22 protein-coding genes are annotated in these 22,554 nt (G+C 72.3%); 12 read left to right on the plus strand and 10 right to left on the minus strand.

The annotated features are described in order from the left end of the window. Positions 1 to 4: 4 nt before the first annotated feature. Entirely contained in the window at positions 5 to 1,279 is a 1,275-nt protein-coding gene (locus tag ACLBX8_RS07435) for an efflux RND transporter periplasmic adaptor subunit (RefSeq protein ID WP_447698640.1), read from the minus strand. A gap of 101 nt (positions 1,280 to 1,380) precedes the next feature. Then, positions 1,381 to 2,082: a sulfate transporter family protein gene (locus ACLBX8_RS07440; protein ID WP_091676735.1), complete on the minus strand. Its 702-nt coding sequence runs from the start codon at positions 2,080 to 2,082 to the stop codon at positions 1,381 to 1,383. Between the two features lie 134 nt (positions 2,083 to 2,216). On the opposite strand from ACLBX8_RS07440, the gene ACLBX8_RS07445 reads away from it, so the two are divergent. Together ACLBX8_RS07445 and ACLBX8_RS07450 are read left to right on the plus strand one after the other, a co-directional pair. Then, entirely contained in the window at positions 2,217 to 3,572 is a 1,356-nt protein-coding gene (locus ACLBX8_RS07445) for a flavin monoamine oxidase family protein (RefSeq protein WP_447698804.1), read from the plus strand. A gap of 87 nt (positions 3,573 to 3,659) precedes the next feature. Next, positions 3,660 to 4,286, plus strand: a complete 627-nt coding sequence (locus ACLBX8_RS07450) for a Crp/Fnr family transcriptional regulator (protein ID WP_447714835.1) — start codon at positions 3,660 to 3,662, stop codon at positions 4,284 to 4,286. A gap of 46 nt (positions 4,287 to 4,332) precedes the next feature. Here ACLBX8_RS07450 and ACLBX8_RS07455 read toward each other — a convergent pair whose 3' ends face one another. Beyond that, positions 4,333 to 5,331: a 2-hydroxyacid dehydrogenase gene (locus tag ACLBX8_RS07455; protein ID WP_012319641.1), complete on the minus strand. Its 999-nt coding sequence runs from the start codon at positions 5,329 to 5,331 to the stop codon at positions 4,333 to 4,335. 269 nt (positions 5,332 to 5,600) lie between these two features. On the opposite strand from ACLBX8_RS07455, the gene ACLBX8_RS07460 reads away from it, so the two are divergent. Then, a complete protein-coding gene (locus ACLBX8_RS07460) occupies positions 5,601 to 6,164 on the plus strand; it encodes an SH3 domain-containing protein (protein WP_020092117.1) in 564 nt (187 codons plus the stop codon). Between the two features lie 145 nt (positions 6,165 to 6,309). Here the strand turns inward: ACLBX8_RS07460 and irr are convergent, their stop codons facing one another. Continuing rightward, entirely contained in the window at positions 6,310 to 6,825 is a 516-nt protein-coding gene (gene irr, locus ACLBX8_RS07465; protein ID WP_012319639.1) for a Fur family transcriptional regulator Irr, read from the minus strand. 215 nt (positions 6,826 to 7,040) lie between these two features. On the opposite strand from irr, the gene fabA reads away from it, so the two are divergent. The 3 genes from fabA (at position 7,041) to fabI (ending at position 10,143) form a co-directional block, all read left to right on the plus strand. After that, on the plus strand, positions 7,041 to 7,577 hold the full coding sequence (gene fabA, locus ACLBX8_RS07470) for a 3-hydroxyacyl-[acyl-carrier-protein] dehydratase FabA (RefSeq protein WP_020092118.1): 537 nt from the start codon (positions 7,041 to 7,043) through the stop codon (positions 7,575 to 7,577). 140 nt (positions 7,578 to 7,717) lie between these two features. Further along, positions 7,718 to 8,944, plus strand: coding sequence for a beta-ketoacyl-ACP synthase I (gene fabB / locus ACLBX8_RS07475; protein WP_056528916.1), 1,227 nt, complete (start codon positions 7,718 to 7,720; stop codon positions 8,942 to 8,944). Between the two features lie 368 nt (positions 8,945 to 9,312). Continuing rightward, on the plus strand, positions 9,313 to 10,143 hold the full coding sequence (fabI, locus tag ACLBX8_RS07480) for an enoyl-ACP reductase FabI (protein WP_091926719.1): 831 nt from the start codon (positions 9,313 to 9,315) through the stop codon (positions 10,141 to 10,143). Between the two features lie 6 nt (positions 10,144 to 10,149). On the opposite strand, the gene ACLBX8_RS07485 is transcribed toward fabI, so the two are convergent. Then, complete coding sequence (locus ACLBX8_RS07485) at positions 10,150 to 10,401, minus strand: hypothetical protein (protein WP_042672450.1); 252 nt, start codon at positions 10,399 to 10,401, stop codon at positions 10,150 to 10,152. A gap of 137 nt (positions 10,402 to 10,538) precedes the next feature. On the opposite strand from ACLBX8_RS07485, the gene ACLBX8_RS07490 reads away from it, so the two are divergent. Further along, entirely contained in the window at positions 10,539 to 10,778 is a 240-nt protein-coding gene (locus tag ACLBX8_RS07490; protein ID WP_020092122.1) for a hypothetical protein, read from the plus strand. 52 nt (positions 10,779 to 10,830) lie between these two features. Continuing rightward, positions 10,831 to 12,342, plus strand: a complete 1,512-nt coding sequence (locus tag ACLBX8_RS07495; protein ID WP_447714836.1) for a DUF6880 family protein — start codon at positions 10,831 to 10,833, stop codon at positions 12,340 to 12,342. Between the two features lie 18 nt (positions 12,343 to 12,360). Here the strand turns inward: ACLBX8_RS07495 and ACLBX8_RS07500 are convergent, their stop codons facing one another. Continuing rightward, on the minus strand, positions 12,361 to 12,723 hold the full coding sequence (locus tag ACLBX8_RS07500; RefSeq protein ID WP_020092124.1) for a DUF427 domain-containing protein: 363 nt from the start codon (positions 12,721 to 12,723) through the stop codon (positions 12,361 to 12,363). Beyond that, positions 12,720 to 13,610, minus strand: a complete 891-nt coding sequence (locus ACLBX8_RS07505; RefSeq protein ID WP_056528928.1) for a methyltransferase domain-containing protein — start codon at positions 13,608 to 13,610, stop codon at positions 12,720 to 12,722. The genes ACLBX8_RS07500 and ACLBX8_RS07505 overlap by 4 nt, the downstream gene beginning before the upstream one ends. 149 nt (positions 13,611 to 13,759) lie before the next feature. Between ACLBX8_RS07505 and ACLBX8_RS07510 the strand changes: the two genes are divergently transcribed. Next, positions 13,760 to 14,005: a hypothetical protein gene (locus ACLBX8_RS07510; protein WP_020092126.1), complete on the plus strand. Its 246-nt coding sequence runs from the start codon at positions 13,760 to 13,762 to the stop codon at positions 14,003 to 14,005. A 28-nt stretch (positions 14,006 to 14,033) separates the two neighbouring features. Further along, positions 14,034 to 14,795, plus strand: a complete 762-nt coding sequence (locus tag ACLBX8_RS07515) for a ComF family protein (protein ID WP_020092127.1) — start codon at positions 14,034 to 14,036, stop codon at positions 14,793 to 14,795. A gap of 9 nt (positions 14,796 to 14,804) precedes the next feature. Here ACLBX8_RS07515 and ACLBX8_RS07520 read toward each other — a convergent pair whose 3' ends face one another. Then, on the minus strand, positions 14,805 to 15,398 hold the full coding sequence (locus ACLBX8_RS07520) for a GNAT family N-acetyltransferase (protein WP_020092128.1): 594 nt from the start codon (positions 15,396 to 15,398) through the stop codon (positions 14,805 to 14,807). Positions 15,399 to 15,824: 426 nt separating this feature from the next. On the opposite strand from ACLBX8_RS07520, the gene zapE reads away from it, so the two are divergent. Both zapE and ACLBX8_RS07530 read left to right on the plus strand, forming a co-directional pair. Beyond that, positions 15,825 to 17,057 (plus strand): cell division protein ZapE, encoded by a 1,233-nt coding sequence (gene zapE / locus ACLBX8_RS07525; RefSeq protein ID WP_447698638.1) that lies wholly within the window; start codon positions 15,825 to 15,827, stop codon positions 17,055 to 17,057. Then, on the plus strand, positions 17,054 to 20,029 hold the full coding sequence (locus ACLBX8_RS07530; RefSeq protein WP_447698637.1) for a response regulator: 2,976 nt from the start codon (positions 17,054 to 17,056) through the stop codon (positions 20,027 to 20,029). The genes zapE and ACLBX8_RS07530 overlap by 4 nt, the downstream gene beginning before the upstream one ends. A 51-nt stretch (positions 20,030 to 20,080) precedes the next feature. Here ACLBX8_RS07530 and ubiB read toward each other — a convergent pair whose 3' ends face one another. Next, on the minus strand, positions 20,081 to 21,643 hold the full coding sequence (gene ubiB / locus ACLBX8_RS07535; protein ID WP_132366688.1) for a 2-polyprenylphenol 6-hydroxylase: 1,563 nt from the start codon (positions 21,641 to 21,643) through the stop codon (positions 20,081 to 20,083). Between the two features lie 31 nt (positions 21,644 to 21,674). Beyond that, positions 21,675 to 22,460, minus strand: a complete 786-nt coding sequence (gene ubiE, locus ACLBX8_RS07540) for a bifunctional demethylmenaquinone methyltransferase/2-methoxy-6-polyprenyl-1,4-benzoquinol methylase UbiE (protein ID WP_447714837.1) — start codon at positions 22,458 to 22,460, stop codon at positions 21,675 to 21,677. Positions 22,461 to 22,554: the final 94 nt, after the last annotated feature.

Here is a 22,554-nt window from a genome sequence, read left to right on the forward strand (position 1 = left end):
GCGTTCACCGCTGCGCCGAGCGGAGCGGCCCGGGCGGAGGCGGTGACTTCAGGGGCTCGACGGACTGGCCGTCCCGCAGATCCGGGGCGGGGCTGTAGATGATCCGGCTGTCGGCAGGCAGCCCCGAGTCGAGCTCCAGCGTGCGCCCGAGATCGCGCCGGACGCGGATCGTCCGCCACGTCACCCGGTCGTCGTCGCTGAGGGTGGCGACCCTGAGGTCGTTGCCGTCGAACACCGTCGCCTCGGCGGGGATCGACACGCCGGGCTCCGCCCGGGGAATCTTGAGGGTGACGTAGGCGTACAGCCCGGCCCGCAGCGCCCGGTCGGCGTTGGGGACGTCCACCTGGGTGGTCAGCGTGCGCGACGCCGCGTTCAGCGCGACGGAGCTGCGCTCCACGTAGCCTTCGAAGCGCCGCCCCGGCATCTGCGGCACGGTGATCTCGGCCCGCACCCCGGGTTTGACGCCGACGGCATCCTTCTGCGGCACGTTGACGGTGATGCGCAGCAGGCTGTCCTGATCCATGGTCAGCAGCGGCGTGCCCCCGTTGTCGGCGCGGACGAGGTCGCCGACATCGACGTTGCGCACGGTCACGACCCCGTCGAACGGCGCCACGACACGCTCGAAGGCGGTGAGCGCCTTCAGGCGGTCGACCACAGCCTCCTGCGCCTTGATGTTGGCGGTGGCGACCTTCACGCCGGCCTCGGCGGCGGCGAGCGCGGCGGCCTGGCTCAGCACGCCCGCCTTGGTGTTGTCGGCGTTCTGCCGCGAGGCCCAGCCCTGCACGGCCAGGGTGCTGGTGCGGTTGTTGGTGAGGTTGGCGAGGTTCACGTTCGCGCGGGCCTGCTCGACCTGCGCCTGCGCCTGGAGCAGCTGCGCCTTCAGCTGGCCGACCTGCGCCTCGGCCTGCGCGAGCTGCTGGTCGAGATCCGGTGCGGCGATGCGCAGAAGGAGGTCGCCCGCCTTGACCCGGGATCCGATATCGACCCGGCGCTCCGCGATGTAGCCGGTGGCGCGCGCGGCGATCGCCGCCGTGGTGAAGGCCTGGATCTCGCCGGGAAGCACGAGATCGAGGGGGCCCTCGGCCCGCTCGGCGGCCACGGTGCGCACCTGCGGCACGAGGGTCTTGATCCGCTCCAGCGTCGCGGTCGCCTCCACGTCGCGCTGCCAGTGACCGTAGGCACCCCAGGCGAGCAGGCCGAGTCCGGCGAGGCCGACCAGCAGGAACGGGGCCTTGCCGGGCGGCGGAGGGACTTCCGCGCCCGCGTCGTGCGCCTTCATCGATCGGCTCTCCGCCCCGGACATCCCGCAGGGCCACGGTGAGGGTAGCGCCCGGCGGGCCGGCCGGCCAGCGTGTGCATTGGCCGCATCGGCGCGCCGGCCTAACGCGCCGGCCCGGCCACCAGCAGTCGCCGGCTGAGGCGCTTGTGCAGGTGGACCATCAGGGCGATGCCGAAGAGGGGCGTCAGCAGGTTGAGGACCGGGACGATCATCAGGCCGGCCAGCAGGCACCCGGCGCCGAGCGTCCGGACCGAGAAGGCGCGGCGCATCTCGGCGGCCTCGGGGAGGGGCCGGAACCGGGCCGCCGCCATCTCGAAGTACTCGCGGGACAGCAGGTAGGCGTTGGCGGCGAAGAAAGCCGCGATCCCGATGACAGGGACGAAGAAGATCACCAGGGCCGCGAGGTTCACCAGCAGCGTCACACCGGCGAAGCGCAGGGCGTAGAGCATGGCGGTCCCGAATGGCATGGCGCGTCCGGGCGGCTCGTTCGGGAAATCGGTGCGCTCGACGATCTCGGCCGCGTCGTCGAGGAAGAAGCCCGCCACCAGGATCGAGACCGCCGGCATCAGGTAGGCGAGGGCCACGACCAGACCGAAACCCGCGAGGTAGTAGGCGAGGCTGTCGAGGATCGGGTACTGGGCGGAGATGTGGTGGCTCGCCTGGAAGGCCTGGATCAGCCGGGTCAGGCCGAGCCAGATCAGGAGCAGGAGCCCGACCGTCAGGCCGAGGGACTTCCACAGGATCGCGCGCAGCGGCGGCGAGAAGGTCTGGCGCAAAGCCGCCGCGGCGGACTCGACGAGCATCGGGCGAGAGTTCCGGCCTGCGCCGGAAGCGGCGCTGGCGCGTTGTGGAGCGGTGCGGCGACCGGTGCAAGATCGGGCTCCGTCGCAGGGGCGGCAGGGTGCGGGGAGCACGCGTGCAGGACACGACAGGACAGATCTCGGCGCCGCGGGCGCCCGATCACCCGTGGAGCGACCCGGTCGTCCGGCCCGCCTACAGGCCGCGCCTCGCGCCGCTGCCAGAGAGGCCGGAGGTGCTGGTAATCGGCGCGGGCGCCGCCGGCATCGGCGCGGCCCGCACCCTCGCGGCCCGGGGCGTGCCCGTCGCGGTTCTGGAGGCGCGGGACCGCGTCGGAGGCCGGGCCGTGACGGTGGCCCTCCGCGGCCACGCCCTCGATCTCGGTGCCCACTGGCTCCATGCCGGGCCGATCAATCCCCTGGTGGCGCTCGGCCGGGCGCGCGGCGAGCGGCTCCGCCGGGCCGCGCAGGAGAGCCATGTCTGGGTCGGGGGCCGGCCGGGCCGCGCCGACGCCGTCCGGGCCAACGCGCGCGCCTTCGACCGCGCGGACCGCGCCATGACCCGTGGCGCCGCGCAGCCCGGTCCCGACCGGCCGGCCGCCAGCGCGCTGCCGCCCGGGCTCGGTGCCTGGGGCGACCGGGTCGCGCAGGTCCACGGCCTCGTCTCGGGCCGGCCGCTGGAGGCGGTCTCGCTCCACGACTTCCCCAGCATGGAGTACGGCGACAACTACTTCCTGGCCGACGGCTACGGCAGCTACGTCGCCCGCCTGGCGGACGGCCTGCCGGTGGCGCTCGCGACGCCGGTGACGCGGATCGACTGGTCGGATGGCCGCGTCCGCGCGACAGGCGCCGACGGGACCGTCTACGCCGCCCGCGCGGTGATCGTGACGGTGCCGATGATGGTGCTCCGGGACGGGCCGACCTTCACGCCGCCGCTGCCGAACGCGGTCCGCGCCGCCATCGACGGCTTCACCACCGGCATCTACGAGCACGCGGTGCTGCACTGGCCATCGAGCCCGTTCCGCGGCCGCGACCGGCTGGCGGCGATCCACGGCGGGCGGCGCGCCCCGCCGGGCCTCCTCACCCGCATCGACGACACGCCGTTCCACTACTACGAGCTCGACCTGCACGAGGCGGCGGCGATCGACGCGGCAGGATCCGGTGCGGACGGCGTGCGCCGCCATGTCCGCGCGGTCCTGGGCGAGCATTTCGGCCGGGCGCGGCTGCGCGACCTGACGATCCCCGCTGTGAGCGCGTGGCGCCACGACCGGTGGTCGCGCGGCTCGTGGGCCGTGGTCCCGCCGGGCCACGCGCCGGCGCGACAGGCCCTCCGCGCCGCCGTCGCCGACACCGTCTGGTTCGCCGGCGAGGCGCTATCCCGGGAGCAGTGGGGCACGGTCGGGGGCGCCTACGCGGAGGGCGTCCGGGCCGCCGAGGCCGTGTCCGCCGTCGTACAGACGGGCGCCGGCGAGCGTATCCGGGCGGGCACAGGCTGAAGCGCGCGCGGCGCGGAACCTACCGGAACGCTTGCCGCAGCCGGACAAGACAGGCATCCCCCGGCCGAAACGCGACAGGGGGCGGCGATGGATTGGGTCGAGGGCATCGGCTATCTCGGGACGGCGCTGACCATCACGGCGACGGCCATGAGCACGATGATCCCGCTGCGGATCATCTCGCTCTGCGCGAGCTGCGCCGTGATCACCTACGGCATCATGATCGGCAGCATGCCGGTGGTGCTGACCGAATTGATCCAGATGCCGTTCAACGCCTACCGGCTCTGGCAGATGCTGCGCCTCGTCCAAGACGTGGAGACGGCCGCCGAGAACGACCTGTCCCTGGAATGGCTCCGACCCTTCGGCTCCCGACGCCCGTTCGGCATCGGCGAGGTGGTGTTCCGCAAGGGGGAACTCGCCACCGAGATGTACTACATCGAGAGCGGCGTGTTCCGGATCCCGGAGGTCGACCTCGAGGTCCGCCAGGGCGGGATCGTCGGCGAGCTCGGGCTCCTGTCGCCCGGCAACGCCCGCACCGCCTCGCTGGTCTGCGTCGAGGCGGGACACGCGCTGTGCGTGTCCTACTCGGACGTGAAGCAGCTCTACTACCAGAACCCCGAATTCGGGTTCTACTTCCTCAAGCTGACCAGCGAGCGGCTCTTCCAGGGTGTGCAGGGCATGTCCAAGCCCCAGGCGGTGGCCGGCGACGCCCTGTGAGGCGCCGCCGTCCGCTGCTCAGTGTCCGCCGCTCAGTGTCCGCCGCTCAGAGCATGCTCGGCAGGATGCGGTCCGGCGGCCGGTGTCCGTCCATGAAGGTCTTGATGTTGATGATGACCTTCTCGCCCATGTCGGTGCGGCTCTCGTAGGTCGCCGAGCCCATGTGGGGCAGGAGGACGACCTTGCCCTGGCGGGCGAGCTTGACGAGACGCGGGCTGACGGCGGGCTCCTGCTCGAACACGTCGAGGCCGGCCGCCGAGATCTCGCCGCCCTCGATCAGCCGCGCCAGGGCGTTCTCGTCGATCACCTCGCCGCGGGCCGTGTTGACCACGACCGCCTCGGGCTTGAGCAGCTTGAGGCGCCGCGCCGAGAGCAGATGGTACGTGGCGGGCGTGTGCGGGCAGTTCACCGACACGATGTCGACGCGCGCCAGCATCTGGTCGAGGGATTCCCAGTAGGTCGCGTCCAGCGCGCTCTCGATGGCGGCCGGCACCCGGCGGCGGTTGTGGTAGTGCACCTGCAGGCCGAAGGCGCGGGCGCGCTTGGCGAGCGCCTGGCCGATCCGGCCCATGCCGACGATGCCGAGGCGCTTGCCGGTGATGCGCCGGCCGAGCATCCAGGTCGGCGACCAGCCGGTGGTCCACTCGTCGTCCGGGATGATCCGCGCGCCCTCGGTGACCCGGCGGGCCACCGCGAGGATCAGCGCCATGGTCATGTCGGCGGTGTCCTCGGTCAGCACGCCGGGCGTGTTGGTGACCGTGATGCCGCGCTCCAGCGCCGCCGCCACGTCGATATGGTCGACGCCGTTGCCGAAATTGGCGATCAGGCGGAGGTTCGGGCCGGCCTGGGCGATCAGCCCGGCATCGATCTCGTCGGTCACGGTGGGGACGAGCACGTCGGCCTCGCGCAGGGCCGACGCCATGGCGTCCGGCGCCATCGGCGCGTCCTCGGAATTGAGCCGGACGTCGAACAGCTCGCGCATCCGCGTCTCGACGGCATCCGGCAGGCGCCGCGTCACGACCACCAGCGGCTTGCGCTTCGACACGTCTCTCTCCCCGTCAGCCCAGCGGCCTTGATCACGGCTCGCGCCCGGTGATTCCCGCCCGGACCGCGTCCCGCAAGCGTCCGTTAACCGAACTCGGCCAGACAGGATCGGTCACGGGCGCCGGTTCCGGAGCCTGTTCCGACCCATCGGCCTCTCTACCAGAGGTGGGCCGGAACACAATCGGATGCGGGCCGGTCCGCGTGTCGAACCGGCCCCGCTTTCGACATGTCCGGCGCCGAGCAACGCCACGTCTGGATAGGGAGACGACCATGCGCGTGTCATGCCTCAGCCTCGCCGTCGCGGCGGTGCTGGCCGGCGGCCTCGCGACCGGTGCCCGCGCGGCGCCGCCGACCGGCCCCGAGGCCGGGGTCGGGCCGGTGACCAAGCTGCCGCTGCCGCGCTACGCGAGCCTGAAGACCGATCGCGTCAACCTCCGCGAAGGCCCCTCGAAGGATCACCGGACGCTCTGGGTGTTCCAGCGGGCCGGCCTGCCGGTCGAGATCGTGGGCGAGTTCGAAACCTGGCGCAGGATCCGCGATTCGGAGGGCACCGAGGGCTGGGTGCTGCATTCGCTGCTGTCCGGGCGCCGCACCGCCATCGTGAATGCCGGCCCCGACAAGGGTGTCGAGAAGGCGGCCGTGTCGCTGCGGGCCAAGGCCGACGACGGCGCCGACGACGAGGCCAAGCTCCAGACCGGCGTGATCGGCAGCGTCAAGAGCTGCACCGGCACGTGGTGCCGCATGATCGTCGCGCTGCCCAACAAGCGGGACGTCGACGGCTACATTCGCCAGAATCGCCTGTGGGGCGTCTACCCGAACGAGGTCGTGGAATAGCGGTCCGGGCGCCCCGACGGCGCCCGTCCGTCATTCCGGGCGGCGGCGGCGCGCCAGCTCCCGGCACGCCGCCGCCGCCCGAAAAAACGAAGGCCCGGACGATGCCGGGCCTCGCGTCGCTTGCGTACTGCGTTGGACGCGGGCCTCAGCCCTGGCGGCGGCCCGCCGGACGGCTGCGGCGCAGGCGCACGATCACCTCGACCCCGGCGATCTCCATGCCCTCGGGCGCCTCGGGCAGCGAATCGACCGTGATGCCGCAATCCGGCATGTCGATCACCTGGCTCTCGTCCTCCAGGTAGAAATGGTGGTGCTCGGTCGGGTTCGTGTCGAAATAGGCCTTCGACCCGTCGAGCGCGAGCTGGCGCAGGAGCCCGGCCTCGGTGAACTGGTGCAGCGTGTTGTAGACGGTCGCCAGCGAGACCGGCACCTTGGCGCGCATCGCCTCGTCGTAAAGCATCTCCGCCGTCAGGTGGCGGTCGCCGCGGCCGAAGAGCAGCCAGCCCAGGGACAGGCGCTGCCGCGTCGGGCGCAGGCCGGCCCGACGCAAACGGTCGCGCAGGTCGGACAGCGGACAGCCGCGGCGCGGAGTCCCGTTGGCCTCCAACTGGGGGGCGGGGACCCGGCCGTTGAAGACGGCCTGGAATGGCACCGGTTCGGACATCGCTGGACTGAACGCTCGACGAGGGGCCTGAAGGAACGGATGTCTCCTCAGTATATTGAAGTGGTCGGACAGTCGCAACCCGAGCGTTGCCGCATACCCGCGGCTGCAGGCTTTGAAGGCGCGGCGCCCCGTGCTAACCCGCGCGCCAGCCGATGGGCCGAGTATAGTCGCCCGCGACGCGAAGATCGCGCACATCCGAGGAAACAGCCAACGCAATGCCGCCAGACGCCGAGACACAAGCGCAGGGTGCGAACCGCCGGTCGCACTATTCCTACGAGGATCTTCTGGCCTGCGGGCGCGGCGAACTCTTCGGATCCGGCAACGCGCAGTTGCCGCTGCCGCCGATGCTGATGTTCGACCGGATCACGTCCATCGGGACCGAGGGCGGCGCCCACGGCAAGGGGCACGTGACGGCCGAGCTCGACATCCGGCCGGACCTCTGGTTCTTCCCCTGCCATTTCCAGGGCGACCCGGTGATGCCGGGCTGCCTCGGCCTCGACGCCCTCTGGCAGATGCTGGGCTTCCATCTCGGCTGGCTCGGCTCGCCGGGCCGCGGGCGCGCCCTGGGCGTCGGCGAGGTGAAGCTCGCCGGCCAGGTGCTGCCGACGATCAAGAAGGTCGTCTACAATGTCGACGTGAAGCGGGTCCGTCAGGGCAAGCTCGTGCTCGGCATCGGCGACGGCTGGCTCGAGGCCGACGGCGAGCGCGTCTATCAGGTCCAGGACATGCGGGTCGGCCTGTTCCAGAGCTGAGCCGCAGCCGCCGCGCGTCCGGTTCGCGGCTTGGCCGCAACGCCGGACGGTCTCGGCGGTTGAGATTGTGTCCGCGTCACCTTAGCTGACCGTGACGCGGCCCGGGCGACCGGGACCGCGACGGAGGTAGTGTCACCATCATGCGCCGTGTCGTCATCACCGGGATGGGCATCGTCTCGTCCATCGGCAACAACACGCAGGAGGTGCTCGCCTCCCTGCGCGAGGCCCGCTCGGGCATCGCGCGCGACGCCAGCTACGCGGAGCACGGCTTCCGCAGCCAGGTCTCCGGCGCGCCCACCCTCGATCCCGAGGGCGTGGTGGACCGGCGCGCCATGCGCTTCCACGGCGGCGGGACCGCCTGGAATCACGTCGCCATGGATCAGGCGATCCAGGATGCCGGCCTGGATCAGGGCGACATCTCGAACGAGCGCACCGGCATCATCATGGGCTCGGGCGGTCCCTCGACCCGCGTGATCGTCGAGGCCGCCGGCATCGCGCGGGACAAGGGTCCCAAGCGCATCGGCCCGTTCGCCGTGCCGAAGGCGATGTCGTCGACCGCCTCGGCGACGCTCGCGACGTGGTTCAAGATCCGCGGCGTGAACTACTCGATCTCTTCCGCCTGCGCGACCTCGAATCACTGCATCGGCAACGCCGCCGAGATCATCCAGGGCGGCCGGCAGGACATCATCTTCGCGGGCGGCTGCGAGGATCTCGACTGGACGCTCTCGGTGCTGTTCGACGCCATGGGCGCCATGTCGTCGAAGTACAACGACACGCCGTCCCGTGCCTCCCGCGCCTACGACGCCAACCGCGACGGCTTCGTCATCGCGGGCGGCGCCGGCGTGCTGGTCCTCGAGGAGCTGGAGCACGCCAAGGCGCGCGGCGCCCGGATCTACGGCGAGGTCGCGGGCTACGGCGCCACCTCGGACGGCCACGACATGGTCGCGCCGTCGGGCGAGGGCGCCGTGCGCTGCATGCGCCAGGCGCTGGACGGGCTGAAGGGCGCGCGGATCGACTACATCAACCCGCACGCCACCTCGACGCCGGTCGGCGACGACAAGGAGATCGAGGCGATCCGCGAGGTGTTCGGCCGCGGCGAGGATTGCCCGCCGATCTCGGCCACCAAGTCGCTGACCGGCCATTCCCTGGGCGCCACCGGCGTGCAGGAGGCGATCTACAGCCTGCTGATGATGAACAACGGCTTCATCTGCGAGAGCGCGCACATCGACACGCTCGACCCGGCCTTCGCCGACATGCCGATCCTGCAGCAGCGCCGGGACAACGCGCAGCTCGGCCACGTGCTGACCAATTCCTTCGGCTTCGGCGGCACCAACGCCACCCTGGTCCTGAAGCACGTCGACGCCTGATCGCCCGGCGCGGAACCGCCGGCCGCGGGCCGGCGTTTACCCGCTGTTGAGATCTGGTGGTGGCGATGGGGACTTTCATCTTCGGAACATTGGGCGGCCTCATGATCGCCGGTGTCGCGGCGATCTACGCGAAGCAGGCCGCGCTGGAAGAAGCGGATTCCCACACGGACGGGCATTTCTGAGCCCGACCCACGACGCCACGAACGCCCCGCCCGCCGGCGGGGCTTTTTTTTGCCCGCCGTCTGCCGGTGTCGCGTTTGGATCGCGGCGCGAGCCGCGTTAAGGCAGCCTGCCGCGGTTCGCTGGTCGCGACCGCGATCCGGACCCGCTTCGCGGGTCCGGCGTGCTCGGTCAGGATGTGAGTCGGCATGACGGGTTTGATGGCGGGCAAGCGCGGCCTGATCATGGGCGTCGCGAACGATCACTCGATCGCCTGGGGAATCGCCAAGGCGCTGCACGCCCAGGGCGCGCGACTGGCCTTCACGTACCAGGGCGAGGCCCTGGGCCGCCGGGTGGCGCCCCTCGCCGCCAAGCTCGATTCGGACATCGTCCTGCCCTGCGACGTCGAGGATCTGGCCTCGGTCGACGCGACCTTCGAGGCCCTGGACGCTCGATTCGATGGCGGCCTCGACTTCGTGGTCCACGCCATCGGCTTCTCCGACAAGGCGCAGCTCAAGGGCCGCTACGTCGACGTGACGACGCGCGAGAATTTCGTGCGCACGATGACGATCTCGTGCTTCTCGTTCACCGAGATTGCGCAGCGCGCGGCCAAGCGGATGAACCAGGGCGGCTCGTTGCTGACCCTGACCTACGGCGGCGCGACTCGGGTCATGCCGAACTACAACGTCATGGGCGTCGCCAAGGCGGCGCTCGAGGCCTCGGTGCGCTACCTGGCGAGCGACCTGGGCCCGGACGGGATCCGGGTGAACGCGCTCTCCGCCGGCCCGATGCGGACGCTGGCGGGCGCCGGGATCGCCGACGCGCGGCTGATGTTCAACCACCAGCGGGCGCACGCGCCGCTGCGGCGCACGGTTAGCCTGGAGGATGTCGGCGGTTCGGCCCTCTACCTGCTGTCGCCGCTCTCGGGCGGCGTCACCGGCGAGGTCCACTTCGTGGATGCCGGCTACAACATCATCTCGATGCCGCGCCCGGACGTGCTGCAGGCGCAGGACGAGGCCGGCGTCGTCGGGGACGCCTGAGGCGCCTCACTCCTCCGGGATACGCCCCGGGGGCAGGGGACCGGCCGGCGAACCGCGCTCGCCGCGGACCGAGCGCCGCTCCCGGGCGGCGCGCGCCTCCTCCGCGGTCGGCGGCGCCGAGGGATAGTTCGACGCGAAGGGGTTGGGCGGCGCCCCGCGCCCGGAGCCGCCGAACAGCTTGTCGAGGAAGCCCTCCTCGGCGCTCGCGGGTCGGGCGACCAAGAGAAGGGCGAGGGCGAGGATCGGGCGAAGCTGCATCGTCGTCGTCTGCGTGCCGGGACCGTGCCGGGTTAGGGCCACTTTCCGGCGGATCGGAGGCCGAGTCCCCGTCGCCTGGAACCCCGGCGCGTCCGGCGGGTTCGCGGTCAACGATGAGGGCGCGTACAGGAGGCGTGATGTCCGAGGTAACCTATCGCATCGTCGAGCACGACGGCGGCTTCGCCTACAAGGTCGGCGACGTGTTCTCCGAGACGTTCCCGAGCCGCGAGGAGGCGCTGCAGGCGGCGCAGGCCGCGGCGGCGGAACAGCAGGTCCCCGGGTCGACCGAGGGGATCCGCTATCAGGATCAGGCCGGCGGCTGGCACGATGAGACCGCGCAGGGCAGCGACCGGCCCCGCGCCCGGGTCGTGGAGTAGCCGCGGCGGACGGGACGGACATGCGCGATCGTCCGCAACGGCGGGAAATCTCGTGGCGCGTGCGCGGCGCGTAACCCCGGCCGCGGCGCCGGCCGGTCGCAGGGCGCCCGCCCTGCCGAAGGGCGCGCGGCGGACGACCCCGTCGCCGGAGACGCTGGCGGCGCTCGGCCCGGACCGGCTGATCGCGCTGATCCTCGGCGAGACCGGGCGCAACCCGGCCTTCAAGAAGCTGGTGAGCGCCGCGCTCGCCTCGCTCCAGGGCCCCGAGGCCGTCGCGGCGATCGTCGACCGGCGGCTGACGGCCCTCGAGGGCGCCCAGGGCTACATCGACTGGCAGAAGCGCCGGACCTTCGCGGCCGATCTTAACACGACCGTGACGGTGATCCTCAACGAACTGCGGCCCCTCGATGCGGGGGCTGCGCTCGACCGGCTCCGGCGCTTTCTCGACGGCGCCGACGCGGTCCTGAACCGCGTGGACGACAGCACCGGCGCCGTGCAGGGCGTGTTCGACCGCGCCTCAGCAGCCTTCGTGGAGATCGCCGGCGCCCTGCCGCCGGAGGACGCCGCCCGGGTAGCGGCGCGCCTCGTCGAGCCGTTCGCGGCGGATCCGTTCGGCCCCCTCAGAACCGTCCTCGGCGAGATGATCCCGGCGCTGCCCGAGCCATCCCTCGCGGAGATCGACGACCGGCTCGCCGCCGCCGAGGCGGCCCTGCCGCAGGGTGGGGATCCCCGCCGCGACGCGACCCATCACCGGCAGGCGGCCCGGATCCAGATCCTGCGCCTGCGCCAAGCCGTCGCCGACCGGCGCGGCGACACCGACACCTTCATCGCCCTGGAGCGGGCGACCTTGCCGGGGCGGGAGAACCGCGTGGCGATCGCCCGGCGGCTCCTCGACGCCGGGCGCGCCACCGAGGCGCTGGACTGGATCCGACGCATGCAGGATCCGGGTCTGCGCATCGCCACCCGGGCCGACCTGATCGCCGGCTTCGACCTGCGCGGACCGGAACGGGAGCGGCAGGCGCTGGAGATCGAGATCCTCGACGCGCTCGGCCAGGGCGATGAGGCGCAGGCCCTGCGCTGGGGGCGGTTCGAGCGCGAACTCGACGCGCCGATGCTGCGCACCTTCCTCGCCAAGCTTCCGGATTTCGAGGACGAGGAGGCGCTCCGGCGCGCCCTCGACCACGCCGAGGCCTTCCCGCAGCCGCATCGGGCGCTCGCCTTCCTGGCGGCTTGGCCGGATCTGCGCCGTGCGGCCGCGCTGGTCGTCGCGCGGCCTGAGACCTGGCAGGGCGACCAGTACGCGGTGCTGGCGCCGGTCGCCGAGGCGCTGGCGCAGGATCACCCCCAGGCCGCGACGATCCTGTATCGCCGGCTCCTCGACTCGATCCTCGAGACCGGCCGCAGCGCCGCCTACCCGCACGGCGCGCGCTACCTCGCGGAGCTCGACGCCCTGGCGGGGCGCCTCGCGACCGGCGACGTCGATCCGGATCCGCAGGCCTACCGCGCTGCTCTGCGGCGGGCGCACGGCCGCAAGCACGGGTTCTGGAGCCTCGTGCGCGACTGAACCGGACGCGCGGCCGGCTCAGTCCTCCAGCACGATGGCGTCGACCCGGTCCGGGTAGAAAGCCACGTGGTCGCGGATTGCCGCGACGGCCGGGTACGGGTCGCCGTAGCTCCAGACCGCGTCGGGGCGCCGATCGCCGTCGACGACGAGGTCGAAATAGTGGGCGTCGCCCTTGTACGGGCAGTGGCTCGTCCGCGCCGAGGCGACGAAACAATCGGCGCGGATGTCGCTTCGCGGCACGTAGAAGACCGGTGGGTACCGAGCCTCCTGCAGCCGCAGGGCGTTCCGGGTCTCGGCGACCGCGGCGCCCGCCACGACGACGCGGACGCGGCGGGACTCGGGCTCGACGGTGATCGGGTGGTCCGGTCCGGGCAGCTTCATGGCGTGTTCCCTCCCTCGGGCTTCAACTCGACGGTCCCGAGCGCGTCGGCGAGGCGCGTCTTCGCGGTCCCGGGCCGCAGGGGCTTCTGCTGGGTCTCGTGCGGCGCCCAGCCCGAGAGCCACAGCACCTCGAAGGTCGCCCGCACGCGACCGTCCGGGTCCGAGAATCTCTCGGCGTAGATCTCGGCCATGCGCAGCAACGTCGCCCGCCGCAGCGGCGTCCGCCGCCGCTCGGTGAGCACGTTGGTCATGCCCATGGCCCGCAGGTCGCGCATCAGGCCGAACGGGTCGGCGTAGCGGACCGTCAGCGTGTCGGTATCGGCCACCGGCAGCGCGAAGCCCGCCCGCTGCAGCAGGCCGCCGGCCTCGCGCACCGCCGCGAAGGGCGCCACGCGGGGGCTGACCCCACCCTCGACCTCGCTCTCGGCCTGGGCGAAGCTCTGGCGCAGCTCCGTCAGCGTCGCGCCGCCGAGCAGGCAGCCGACGAACAGCCCATCCGGACGGAGGGCGCGGCGCAGCTGGATCAGCGTGCCGGGGAGGTCGTTCACGGCGTGGAGGGCCAGCAGCGACACGGCGAGGTCCAGGCTCCCGGTCGCCAGCGGCAGCGCTTCGGGATCTCCGACGATCAGGTCGCCGCCCGGCTCCGGCAGGGCCGCGAGGCGGACATGCCGCGCCGCCGGATAGCGGGCGGCGAGCAGCCGGGTCGCCACGGGACGCGGCGTGGCGAGGTCGAGAACAGAGACGAAGCTGCGCAGGACGGCGCCGAGCCGGTCGTCGAGATCCTCGGCGAGGCGGTCGAGGAGGAAGCCCGGGTAGCCGAGGCGCCCGGCACGGGCGAGGCGGCGGCGGGCGAGGCGCGTGTCGAACAGGGCGGCGGGAGCATCCATCGGGGGGCAGATGGCATCTGCGGTCGCGTCGCGCCACCGTCGCCGCGCACGGTCTCGTGAGCTGCGCTAGGATGCTGGAACGACTCGGGAGCGTCGCTGTTCCTGCTGCAACCGGCCCAACGGCCGAGATTCCTCAGGGAGCACACATCATGAAGCGCATGCTCGTCGGGGCCGCCGTGGCCCTCACCACCCTGGCCGCCGCGGGCGGCGCCGAGGCGAAGGGCTGCATCAAGGGCGCCATCGTCGGCGGCATCGCGGGTCACTACGCCGGCCATCACGGCCTCGTCGGCGCCGCGGCCGGCTGCGCCATCGGCCGCCACCGCGCCAACGCTCGCGACCGTCAGGTCGAGCGGCAGCAGATGGCGCCGCAGGCGCGCCCCGTCTCGGCCCAGTAAGCCGGGTCTGCGGGAGCGCGTCGCGCGCATGACGGCCTTCCAGGCCGTCGCCACGGCCCTGCGCGGTCTGCCGCGCGGGGTCGTCTCCCTGATCTACCCGCCCACCTGCGCGGGCTGCGGCGGCGCCACCGCCGATCCGGGCGCCCTCTGTCCGTCCTGCTGGTCGAGCCTGCGCCTGATCGAGGAACCGGTGTGCCAGCGCTACGGTACGCCCTTCGCGGTCGACCTCGGGGTCGGCCCGCTGGTGTCGCCCCGGGCCATCGCGGAACCGCCGGTCTTCGGCCGCGCCCGGGCGGTCGCCCTCTACGATTCCGTGGCGCGGCGGCTCGTCCATCGCCTGAAGTATGAGGACCGGCTCGATCTCGCCGGCGTGATGGCCCGGATGATGGCCGCGAGCGGCCGGACCCTGATCGCCGAGGCCGAGTGCCTCGTGCCGGTACCGCTCCATCGCGGACGCCTGTGGCGGCGGCGCTTCAACCAGTCCGCCCTGCTGGCGCGGGCGATCGCGGATGCGGCGGGGCGGCCGTGCGTCGCCACGGCCCTCGTGCGCGTGCGGGCCACGCGATCCCAGGTCGGCCTGAGCCGCGCGGCGCGGGCCGAGAACCTGAGCGGCGCCTTCCGGGTCGCTTCCGCCGAGCAGCACCGCGTCCGCGGGCGCCGGGTCCTTCTCGTGGACGACGTCATGACCACCGGCGCCACCGGCAACGCCGCCGCCCGCGCGCTCCTGCGCGGCGGGGCGACGTCCGTGGATCTCCTGACCTTCGCCCTCGTCGGCGACATCGCCGGCTGAAGCCTGCTTTCAGCGCCCGGCCTGCACCCGCTCCGGGAAGCCCGCCGCCAGGGTGAAGTCGAACGCCTCCGCGATCCCCTCGTACCAGAGCGAGAACGGCGTCGGACGCGCGAGGTGCAGGGCGCCCTCGGTCTCGCGCCCCTCGTGCTGGAGGGCCGCCCCGTGCTTGGCCGCGAGCCGCAGCATGGGCCCGTTTCCCGACAGGCAGCGGACGTGGAGATCCTTGACGCCGCGATGCCGCGCCGCGCGGGCGATCCGGGCGAACAGGGCGGCCCCGATCCCCTTGCGGCGGAAGGTCTGCTCGACCGCGAAGGCCGCCTCAGCGTGCGGCCCCAGGGCGTAGCGGGACGCCCCCGGCCCCATCGGCCGCAACTCGGCGAGACCGCGCAACACGCCGCCCACGAAGGCGCCGTACATCACGCCCTCCGCGGTCAGCGCCTGCGCGGCGTAGGCCCGGACTCCGGCCTCGCTGACATTGCCCATGAAGCGGCTCGCCCGGGTCTCCGGATCCAGCCGCAGGAAATAGTCGAGGACCGCAGCGCGGTCCGCCGGCCAGAGACGCCGGATGGTGTGGGTCGGCCCATCGAGGGCTTGTACCGCCATGATGAAGCTCCGGTTCGTGCGCGCTGCCGCGCGGGGTGATCCGGACGCTCCTCCCAAGAGACCGCCGGGATGTCGCATCCCCGAATTCATTGTGCAATGCAGCAGAGTGCGGGGCCGGCCGGCCGCGGGCCTGCCATGCGTGGGACCGATGGGAGGCTTCGATGGGACGCCTCGATGGGACGCCTCGATGGGACGCCTCGATGGGACGCCTCGATGGGACGCCTCGATGGGACGCCTCGATGGGACGCCTCGATGGGACGCCTCGATGGGACGCCTCGATGGGACGCTTGCCCGCGGCTGTTCGGCCGCGGGCTTGATTCAGGCCGAGCTTGCGCGGCACTGGAACAGGCCCCGGGTCGTTGACCGCCGATGCGGGTGCAGGGGGTGCCGAACCGGTACCGCGATCAGCAGCGAGGAACCGGCGGCGTGAACGACAGATCCGGCAAGCCCATCGCCCCGTCGCCGGCGGCGCTCGCCGGTGCGGTCTCGCCCGGCCCGGTCCACGAGCGCTACGAGGCGCTGGTCGCCACCGGCGCCATCGAGCGCGATCCCGCCCAGGCGCACCTCGTGCGCGCCCTCGACCGGCTGGTCGTCGACCTCCAGCGCCGCAAGCGGGCCAGCAAGACGAGCGCTCTGGGGTGGCTGTTCCGTCGCAAGGACGAGGCCGAGACGATCAAGGGCCTGTACATCTGGGGCTCGGTCGGGCGCGGGAAGACCATGCTGATGGACCTCTTCCACGAGGCGGCGCCGGAGCCGAAGCGGCGCGTCCATTTCCACGGTTTCCTGGCCGACGCGCACGAGCGGATCCACGCCTACCGTCAGGCGCTGAAGGCCGGCACCGTCAAGGGCGACGACCCGATCGGACCGGTGGCCGACCAGCTGGCCGACGAGGCGACCCTGCTGTGCTTCGACGAGTTCACCGTCACCGACATCGCCGACGCGATGATCCTGGGTCGCCTGTTCAACCATCTGTTCCGGCGCGGCGTCACCGTCGTCGCGACCTCGAACGTCGAGCCAGACCGACTCTACGAGGGCGGCCTCAATCGGGCGCTGTTCCTGCCCTTCGTGGCGAACCTCCAGGAACGCGTGACCGTCGTCCGGCTCGACTCCCGGACGGATTTCCGGCTCGAGAAGCTCGGCGGCGCGGCGGTCTACCATGTCCCCGCCGACGCGGCGGCGCGCGCGGCCCTCGACGCCGCCTTCAAGGCCCTGACCGGCAAGGCTCGCGGCCTCCCGGCGACGGTCACGGTCCACGGCCGGGCCGTGGCGGTTCCCGAGCAGGCGACCGGCGTGGCCCGGTTCGGCTTCGACGATCTCTGTCGCCAGCCCCTCGGCGCCTCCGACTACATGGCACTCGCCCGCGCCTACCACACGGTGATCCTCGACGGGATCCCAGTGATGGGCGAGGCGGAGCGGAACGAGGCCAAGCGCTTCATCACGCTGGTCGACACGCTCTACGACCGGCACGTGAAGCTCGTGGCCTCCGCGGCCGCCGAAGCGCAGGACCTCTACACCGCCCGGACCGGCCGCGAGGCCTTCGAGTTCGACCGGACCGTCTCGCGCCTCATCGAGATGCGGTCGCGGGAATATCTCGGCCAGCCGCACGGCCGGCCGGATTCCGAGGCGTCGGGCGCCACCACCGGGCTGGTGGAGACGTGAGCGCCCCGTCGCGCGCCGGATCGATCTTCGGCCTGCGCCGGCGCAATTGGCGCGGCGCCGGCCCGCTGGGCTGGCTCCTCGGCTCGCCCGTCGCCTTCATCCTGCTGATCGTCGCCCTGGGCAGCGGCACGGCCAATTACGTGACCGGCGAGACCGACCGGGCCGCGACCGCCCGTGCGAACGCGACGATCGCCGGGATCGAGCGCCTGATCTCCGAGGTCAAGGACCTGGAGACCGGGGAGCGCGGCTTCGTTCTGGTCGGCAGCGAGGATTACCTCCGACCCTACACGACCGCCCTCACCAAGATCGACACGGAGCTGACCGGCCTCGGCGCCGCCGCGCAGGAGTCGGTCCGGGCCGGCGGCCCGTCGCTCGCCGGGCTGATCGCGCAGAAGCGCGACTTCGCCGCCCGGGTGGTGGAGGCGCGGCGGAACCGGGGCTTCGACGCCGCCATCGACCTCGTCCGCACCGGCGAGGGCAAGCAGCTGATGGACGCGATCCGCGCCGAGTCGGCGGCCCGGCAGGCCGCGACCCTGGAGCAGCTCGCGACCATCCAGGCGCGCGAAGCGTGGCGCGGACTCCTTCTGTTCCTCCTCTCCGCGGCGGCGGCCCTCGGAGCGATCGTGCTGCTGGCGCGCCTCGCCCTGGTGCGACGGCAGGAATCCCTGCGGATGTCCCGCCTCCTCGACGGGGTGCTGGCCAACGCGCCGGTGGGGCTCGGCTTCCTCGACCGTGACCTGAAGATCCGGCACATGAACCGGGCGCTCGCCACCATGAGCGAGCGCGGCTTCGGGGCCGATCTCGGCGCGCCGATCTGGGCCATGCTCCCGACGCTGCGGGAGGAGCTGGCCCCGAAGCTGGCCGCGGCCCTAACGGAAGGCCTGGTCTCGCCGAACGTGCCGGTGGCGGTGCCGACCCCCTCGGCGCCGGGCGGCGTGCGGCATTTCTCGATGAGCTTCTATCCGCTCCGGGGCGAGGAGAGCGCGGCGGCCGACCAGAGCGTCGAGGGCGTCGGCCTCGTGGTGGTCGACGAGACCATCCGCCACCTCGCGGAGGCCCGGCTGCGCCGGAGCGAGGAGCGCTTCCGCTCGCTGATCGAGGCGAGCGCCGCCATCGTCTGGACCGCCAACCCGGAAGGGAGCCTCCATCGCCGCCAGACGGCCTGGACCCGCTTCACCGGCCAGGACGAGGCCGCCTACGCGGGACTCGGCTTCCTTGACGCGGTCCACCCGGAGGACCGTGCGCATACCCGCGCCGCGTGGACCCGCGCTGTCACCAGCCTGGAACCCTACGCCACCGAGCACCGGATCCGCGCCGCCTCCGGGACCTACCGGCACATGAGCGTGCGCGCCGTCCCGATCCTCGAACCCGACGGCACCCTGCGGGAGTGGGTCGGGACCCACACGGACATCACCGAGCGCAAGGAGGCCGAGGCCGCGATCGAGGCGGCGCGTGCGGCGGCCGAGGCCGCCAACGCGGCCAAGAGCCAGTTCCTGGCCAATATGAGCCACGAGCTGCGCACCCCGCTCTCGGCGGTGATCGGCTATTCCGAGATGGTGCAGGAGGAGCTGGAGGATATCGGCGAGGCCGATCTCGTCACCGACATGAAGAAGATCGAGACCAACGCCCGCCACCTCCTCGGCCTGATCAACGACGTGCTCGACATCTCGAAGATCGAGGCCGACCGGGTCGAGATCTACGCGGAGGATTTCGAGGTCGCCGCCGTGGTGCAGGAGGTCGCGGTCACGGTCGAGGGTCTCGTCGCCAAGAAGGGCAACACCCTGGCGCTGGAGCTGGAGCCGGGCCTGGGCAGCGCGCATACCGACGTGACCAAGCTGCGGCAGTGCCTGATCAATCTCCTGAGCAACGCCGCGAAGTTCACCGAGGATGGCCGGATCACCCTGGCGGTCGCCCGGGCGGACGGTGCGCTGCGCTTCTGCGTGGCCGACACCGGCATCGGCATGACGCGGGAGCAGGTCGGCAAGCTGTTCGAGCGGTTCACCCAGGCCGACGCCTCCACGACGCGCCGGTTCGGCGGCACCGGGCTCGGCCTCGCGATCACCCGGGCCTTCGCCGAGATGCTGGGCGGCTCGATCACCGTGGACAGCCGCGAGGGGCAGGGCACCACCTTCACGCTGACGCTGCCGGACCGTTTCGAGGCCGCCGCGGCCGAGGACGCGGACCCGGCCGCATCGGGAGGCGGCGACCGCGGGACGATCCTGGTGGTCGACGACGACGCCGCGACCCGCGATCTGCTGGCGCGCTTCCTGGAGCGCGAGGGCTTCTCGGTGACGGTCGCCGAGGACGGGCGGCGCGGGCTCGATCTCGCTCGCAGCCTGCATCCGCGGGCCGTGCTCCTCGACGTCACCATGCCGCAGATGGACGGATGGGCGGTGCTGCGGGCCATCCGGGCCGATCCCGAGATCGGCGCGACGCCGATCGTGATGGTAACGGTCCTGGACGAGCAGAACCTCGCCTTCTCCCTCGGCGCCACCGACTACCTGCAGAAGCCGATCGACTGGGGAAGCCTGCGCCAGATCGTCGACCGCTTCCGCCTCGCCTCGGGCGACGGCGCGATCCTCGTCGTCGAGGACGAGGCCGACGTCCGCGAGCACGTCTGCGCCTATCTCGCGCGCGAGGGCTTCCCGGTCCGCGAGGCCGAGAACGGCCTGCGTGCCCTGGCAGCCCTGGAGACGGAGCGTCCGTCCCTCATCCTGCTCGACCTGATGATGCCCGAGATGGACGGCTTCGCGTTCCTCCGGGCGCTGCGGGCCCGGCCTGACAGCCGCGACGTGCCGGTGGTGGTGCTCACCGCCAAGGACGTCACGGCCGAGGACCGGCGCCGTCTGGCCGGTCAGGCCGACCGGGTGCTCGCCAAGGGCTCGACCGGGCTCAAGGAGCTGGCCCGCGAGCTGCGTGCCCTGGTCCCCGCGACGGAGGACGCGCCCGCCCAGGGACCCGAGCCCGGCTGAGCGCCCGCGGACGACGCGCGGTCCCGGTCCCGGATCGGGGATGGTGCCGCGTCAGAGACCCCGGAACGCCAGTATCAGCGCGCCGACGGCGATGCCCCACAGGGCCAGCGTCGACCAGATCGCGCGGTAGCGTTCGTTGCGGGCGAAGCGCTCCAGCCGGCGGGCATCGCCGGTGCCGGCCTCGTCGAGGCGGACCAGCACGCGCTTCAACCGCATGGCAAGGTCCGGGATGTCGCCGACGACGTCGGAGACGACCTTGAGGGCGTCCAGGCCGCTCTGCGCCCGGCCGACCGGCCCCATGTTGCGGGCGATCCAGGCGCGCACGACCGGCTCGGCCGTGGTCCACATATCGAGGCGCGGGTCGAGGGAGCGGGCGACGCCCTCCACCACCACCATGGTCTTCTGGAGCATCACCAGCTCGGTGCGGGTGCTCATGTCGAACAGGGCCGTGACGTCGAACAGCAGGGTCAGGACCTTGGCCATCGAGATCTCGTCGGCCCGGCGCTGGTGGATCGGCTCGCCGATGGCGCGGATCGCCTGAGCGAAATCCTCCACGGAGTGGTGGGCCGGCACGTAGCCCGCCTCGAAATGGACCTTCGCCACCCGGCGGTAATCGCGCAGGATGAAGCCCAGCAGGATCTCGGCGAGAAACCGGCGCTCGTTCGGGCCGAGGCGGCCCATGATGCCGAAATCGACCGCGACCAGCCGGCCCTCGGCATCGACCAGCAGGTTCCCCTGGTGCATGTCCGCATGGAAGAAGCCGTCGCGGATCGCGTGCCGCAGGAAGCTCTGGATGACGGTCCGGCCGATTGTCTGCGGATCGTGCCCCCGGGCGGCGAGCTCCGCGGCGCTGTGCAGGCGGGTCCCCTCGATCCACTCGGCCGACAACACCTCGCGGGCGGTCAGCTCCCATTCCGGCCTCGGCACACGGAAGTCCGGATCGTCCTTGGTGTTCTCGGCGAGCTCGGAGGCGGCCGCCGCCTCCAGGCGGAAATCCATCTCCATCAGCACCGAGCGTGCGAGGATCTCCACCACCTCGCGCGGGCGCAGCCGCTCCGCCTGCGGCGACAGGGCGTTCACCACCCGCGCCATGAAGCGCATGACCTCGAGGTCGCGCATGAAGCGCTCGCGGACGCCAGGCCGCATCACCTTCACGGCGAGGGCGCGCTGCGTGCCGTCGGGATCCTGCACGATCGCCTTGTGGACCTGCGCGATCGAGGCGGCGGCGATCGGCTCGCTGAACGAGACGAACAGGGCGCTCACGGGCTTGCCGAGGGCGGCCTCGACGGTGCGAAGCGCGACCGCCTGCGGGAAGGGCGGCACCCGGTCCTGCAGTTTCTCCAAGTCGAAGGCCGCGCGCATGCCGACGATGTCGGGCCGCGTCGCCAGGAACTGGCCGAATTTCACGTAGGACGGGCCGAGGCGCGTCATCGCCGCAGAGAGCCGGGCCGCCCCGTCGTCGAGGCCGGGCCGCTCGAGGGAGCGGCCGATCCGCAGGGCGAGGCGCAGGTGCGGGGGCAGCTCGGAGGGGTCGACGAGGGCGAGGGCGCCCTCGCGGGCCAGCACGAAGCCGACCCGCGCGCCGCGGAACAAATTGACGGCGGCGCTGATCACCGGTGCTGGCTCCCGTCGCGCGCGGCGGCGGTCAAGAGACCTTCCAGCCCGAATGGATGGCCACGATCCCGCCCGTCAGCGCCCGGTCGGTGACGTGCCGGAAGCCCGCGCATTCGATCATGCCCGCGAAGGCGCCGCGCGTCGGGAACTTCCGGATCGACTCCACGAGGTAGCGGTAGGACTCGGCGTCCCCGGCCACCCGGGCGCCGATGCGCGGGATCACGTTGAACGAGTAGGCGTCGTAGATGCGGTCGAGCAGCGGGATGTCGACGGCCGAGAATTCCAGGCAGAGGAAGCGCCCACCGGGCTTCAGCACCCGCCGCGCCTCGGCCAGCGCCGTCTCGATCCGCGGCACGTTCCGGATGCCGAAGGCGATCGTGTAGGCGTCGAAGGACGCGTCCGGCAGCGGCAGCGCCTCGGCGTTGCCGGTCACGAAGGCGATCCGGTCGCCGGCCTCGTCGACCTTGCGCTCCCGCGCCCGCTCGGCGCCGACCCGCAGCATCGACTCGTTGATGTCGAGGACGGTGACGCGGGTGCGCGGACCGCCCGCGGCCAGCACCCGGAAGGCCACGTCGCCGGTGCCGCCGGCGACGTCGAGATGCGCGAAGGCGCGGTTCTGCGGCGGCCGCAGCATCGAGACGAGCTGCGCCTTCCAGGCCCGGTGCAGGCCCGCCGACATCAGGTCGTTCATGATGTCGTAGCGGCGGGCGACCGAGTGGAAGACGCTGTCGACGCGCCCCTGCTTCTCGTCGAGCGCCACGCGCTCGAAGCCGAAATCCGCGCTCGCGCGCTCAGACGCCCCGTCTCCGGCCTTCATGACGCTCCCAATCCTCGATGGGCGCGTCATAGCGAAGGTCGCGCCCGACCGCCATGCGTCGAAACACGCGGCTGGGGACCGACCCCGGTGCTGC

Source organism: Methylobacterium sp. D48H, assembly GCF_053345715.1.

Excerpts from the sequence above, each read along its gene's own strand:
- ACLBX8_RS07435 (WP_447698640.1), bottom strand. The coding sequence starts at position 1,279 with ATGAAGGCGCACGACGCGGGCGCGGAAGTCCCTCCGCCGCCCGGCAAG.
- ACLBX8_RS07440 (WP_091676735.1), bottom strand. The coding sequence starts at position 2,082 with ATGCTCGTCGAGTCCGCCGCGGCGGCTTTGCGCCAGACCTTCTCGCCG.
- ACLBX8_RS07450 (WP_447714835.1), top strand. The coding sequence starts at position 3,660 with ATGGATTGGGTCGAGGGCATCGGCTATCTCGGGACGGCGCTGACCATC.
- ACLBX8_RS07460 (WP_020092117.1), top strand. The coding sequence starts at position 5,601 with ATGCGCGTGTCATGCCTCAGCCTCGCCGTCGCGGCGGTGCTGGCCGGC.
- irr (WP_012319639.1), bottom strand. The coding sequence starts at position 6,825 with ATGTCCGAACCGGTGCCATTCCAGGCCGTCTTCAACGGCCGGGTCCCC.
- fabA (WP_020092118.1), top strand. The coding sequence starts at position 7,041 with ATGCCGCCAGACGCCGAGACACAAGCGCAGGGTGCGAACCGCCGGTCG.
- fabB (WP_056528916.1), top strand. The coding sequence starts at position 7,718 with ATGCGCCGTGTCGTCATCACCGGGATGGGCATCGTCTCGTCCATCGGC.
- fabI (WP_091926719.1), top strand. The coding sequence starts at position 9,313 with ATGACGGGTTTGATGGCGGGCAAGCGCGGCCTGATCATGGGCGTCGCG.
- ACLBX8_RS07485 (WP_042672450.1), bottom strand. The coding sequence starts at position 10,401 with ATGCAGCTTCGCCCGATCCTCGCCCTCGCCCTTCTCTTGGTCGCCCGA.
- ACLBX8_RS07490 (WP_020092122.1), top strand. The coding sequence starts at position 10,539 with ATGTCCGAGGTAACCTATCGCATCGTCGAGCACGACGGCGGCTTCGCC.
- ACLBX8_RS07500 (WP_020092124.1), bottom strand. The coding sequence starts at position 12,723 with ATGAAGCTGCCCGGACCGGACCACCCGATCACCGTCGAGCCCGAGTCC.
- ACLBX8_RS07505 (WP_056528928.1), bottom strand. The coding sequence starts at position 13,610 with ATGGATGCTCCCGCCGCCCTGTTCGACACGCGCCTCGCCCGCCGCCGC.
- ACLBX8_RS07510 (WP_020092126.1), top strand. The coding sequence starts at position 13,760 with ATGAAGCGCATGCTCGTCGGGGCCGCCGTGGCCCTCACCACCCTGGCC.
- ACLBX8_RS07515 (WP_020092127.1), top strand. The coding sequence starts at position 14,034 with ATGACGGCCTTCCAGGCCGTCGCCACGGCCCTGCGCGGTCTGCCGCGC.
- ACLBX8_RS07520 (WP_020092128.1), bottom strand. The coding sequence starts at position 15,398 with ATGGCGGTACAAGCCCTCGATGGGCCGACCCACACCATCCGGCGTCTC.
- ubiE (WP_447714837.1), bottom strand. The coding sequence starts at position 22,460 with ATGAAGGCCGGAGACGGGGCGTCTGAGCGCGCGAGCGCGGATTTCGGC.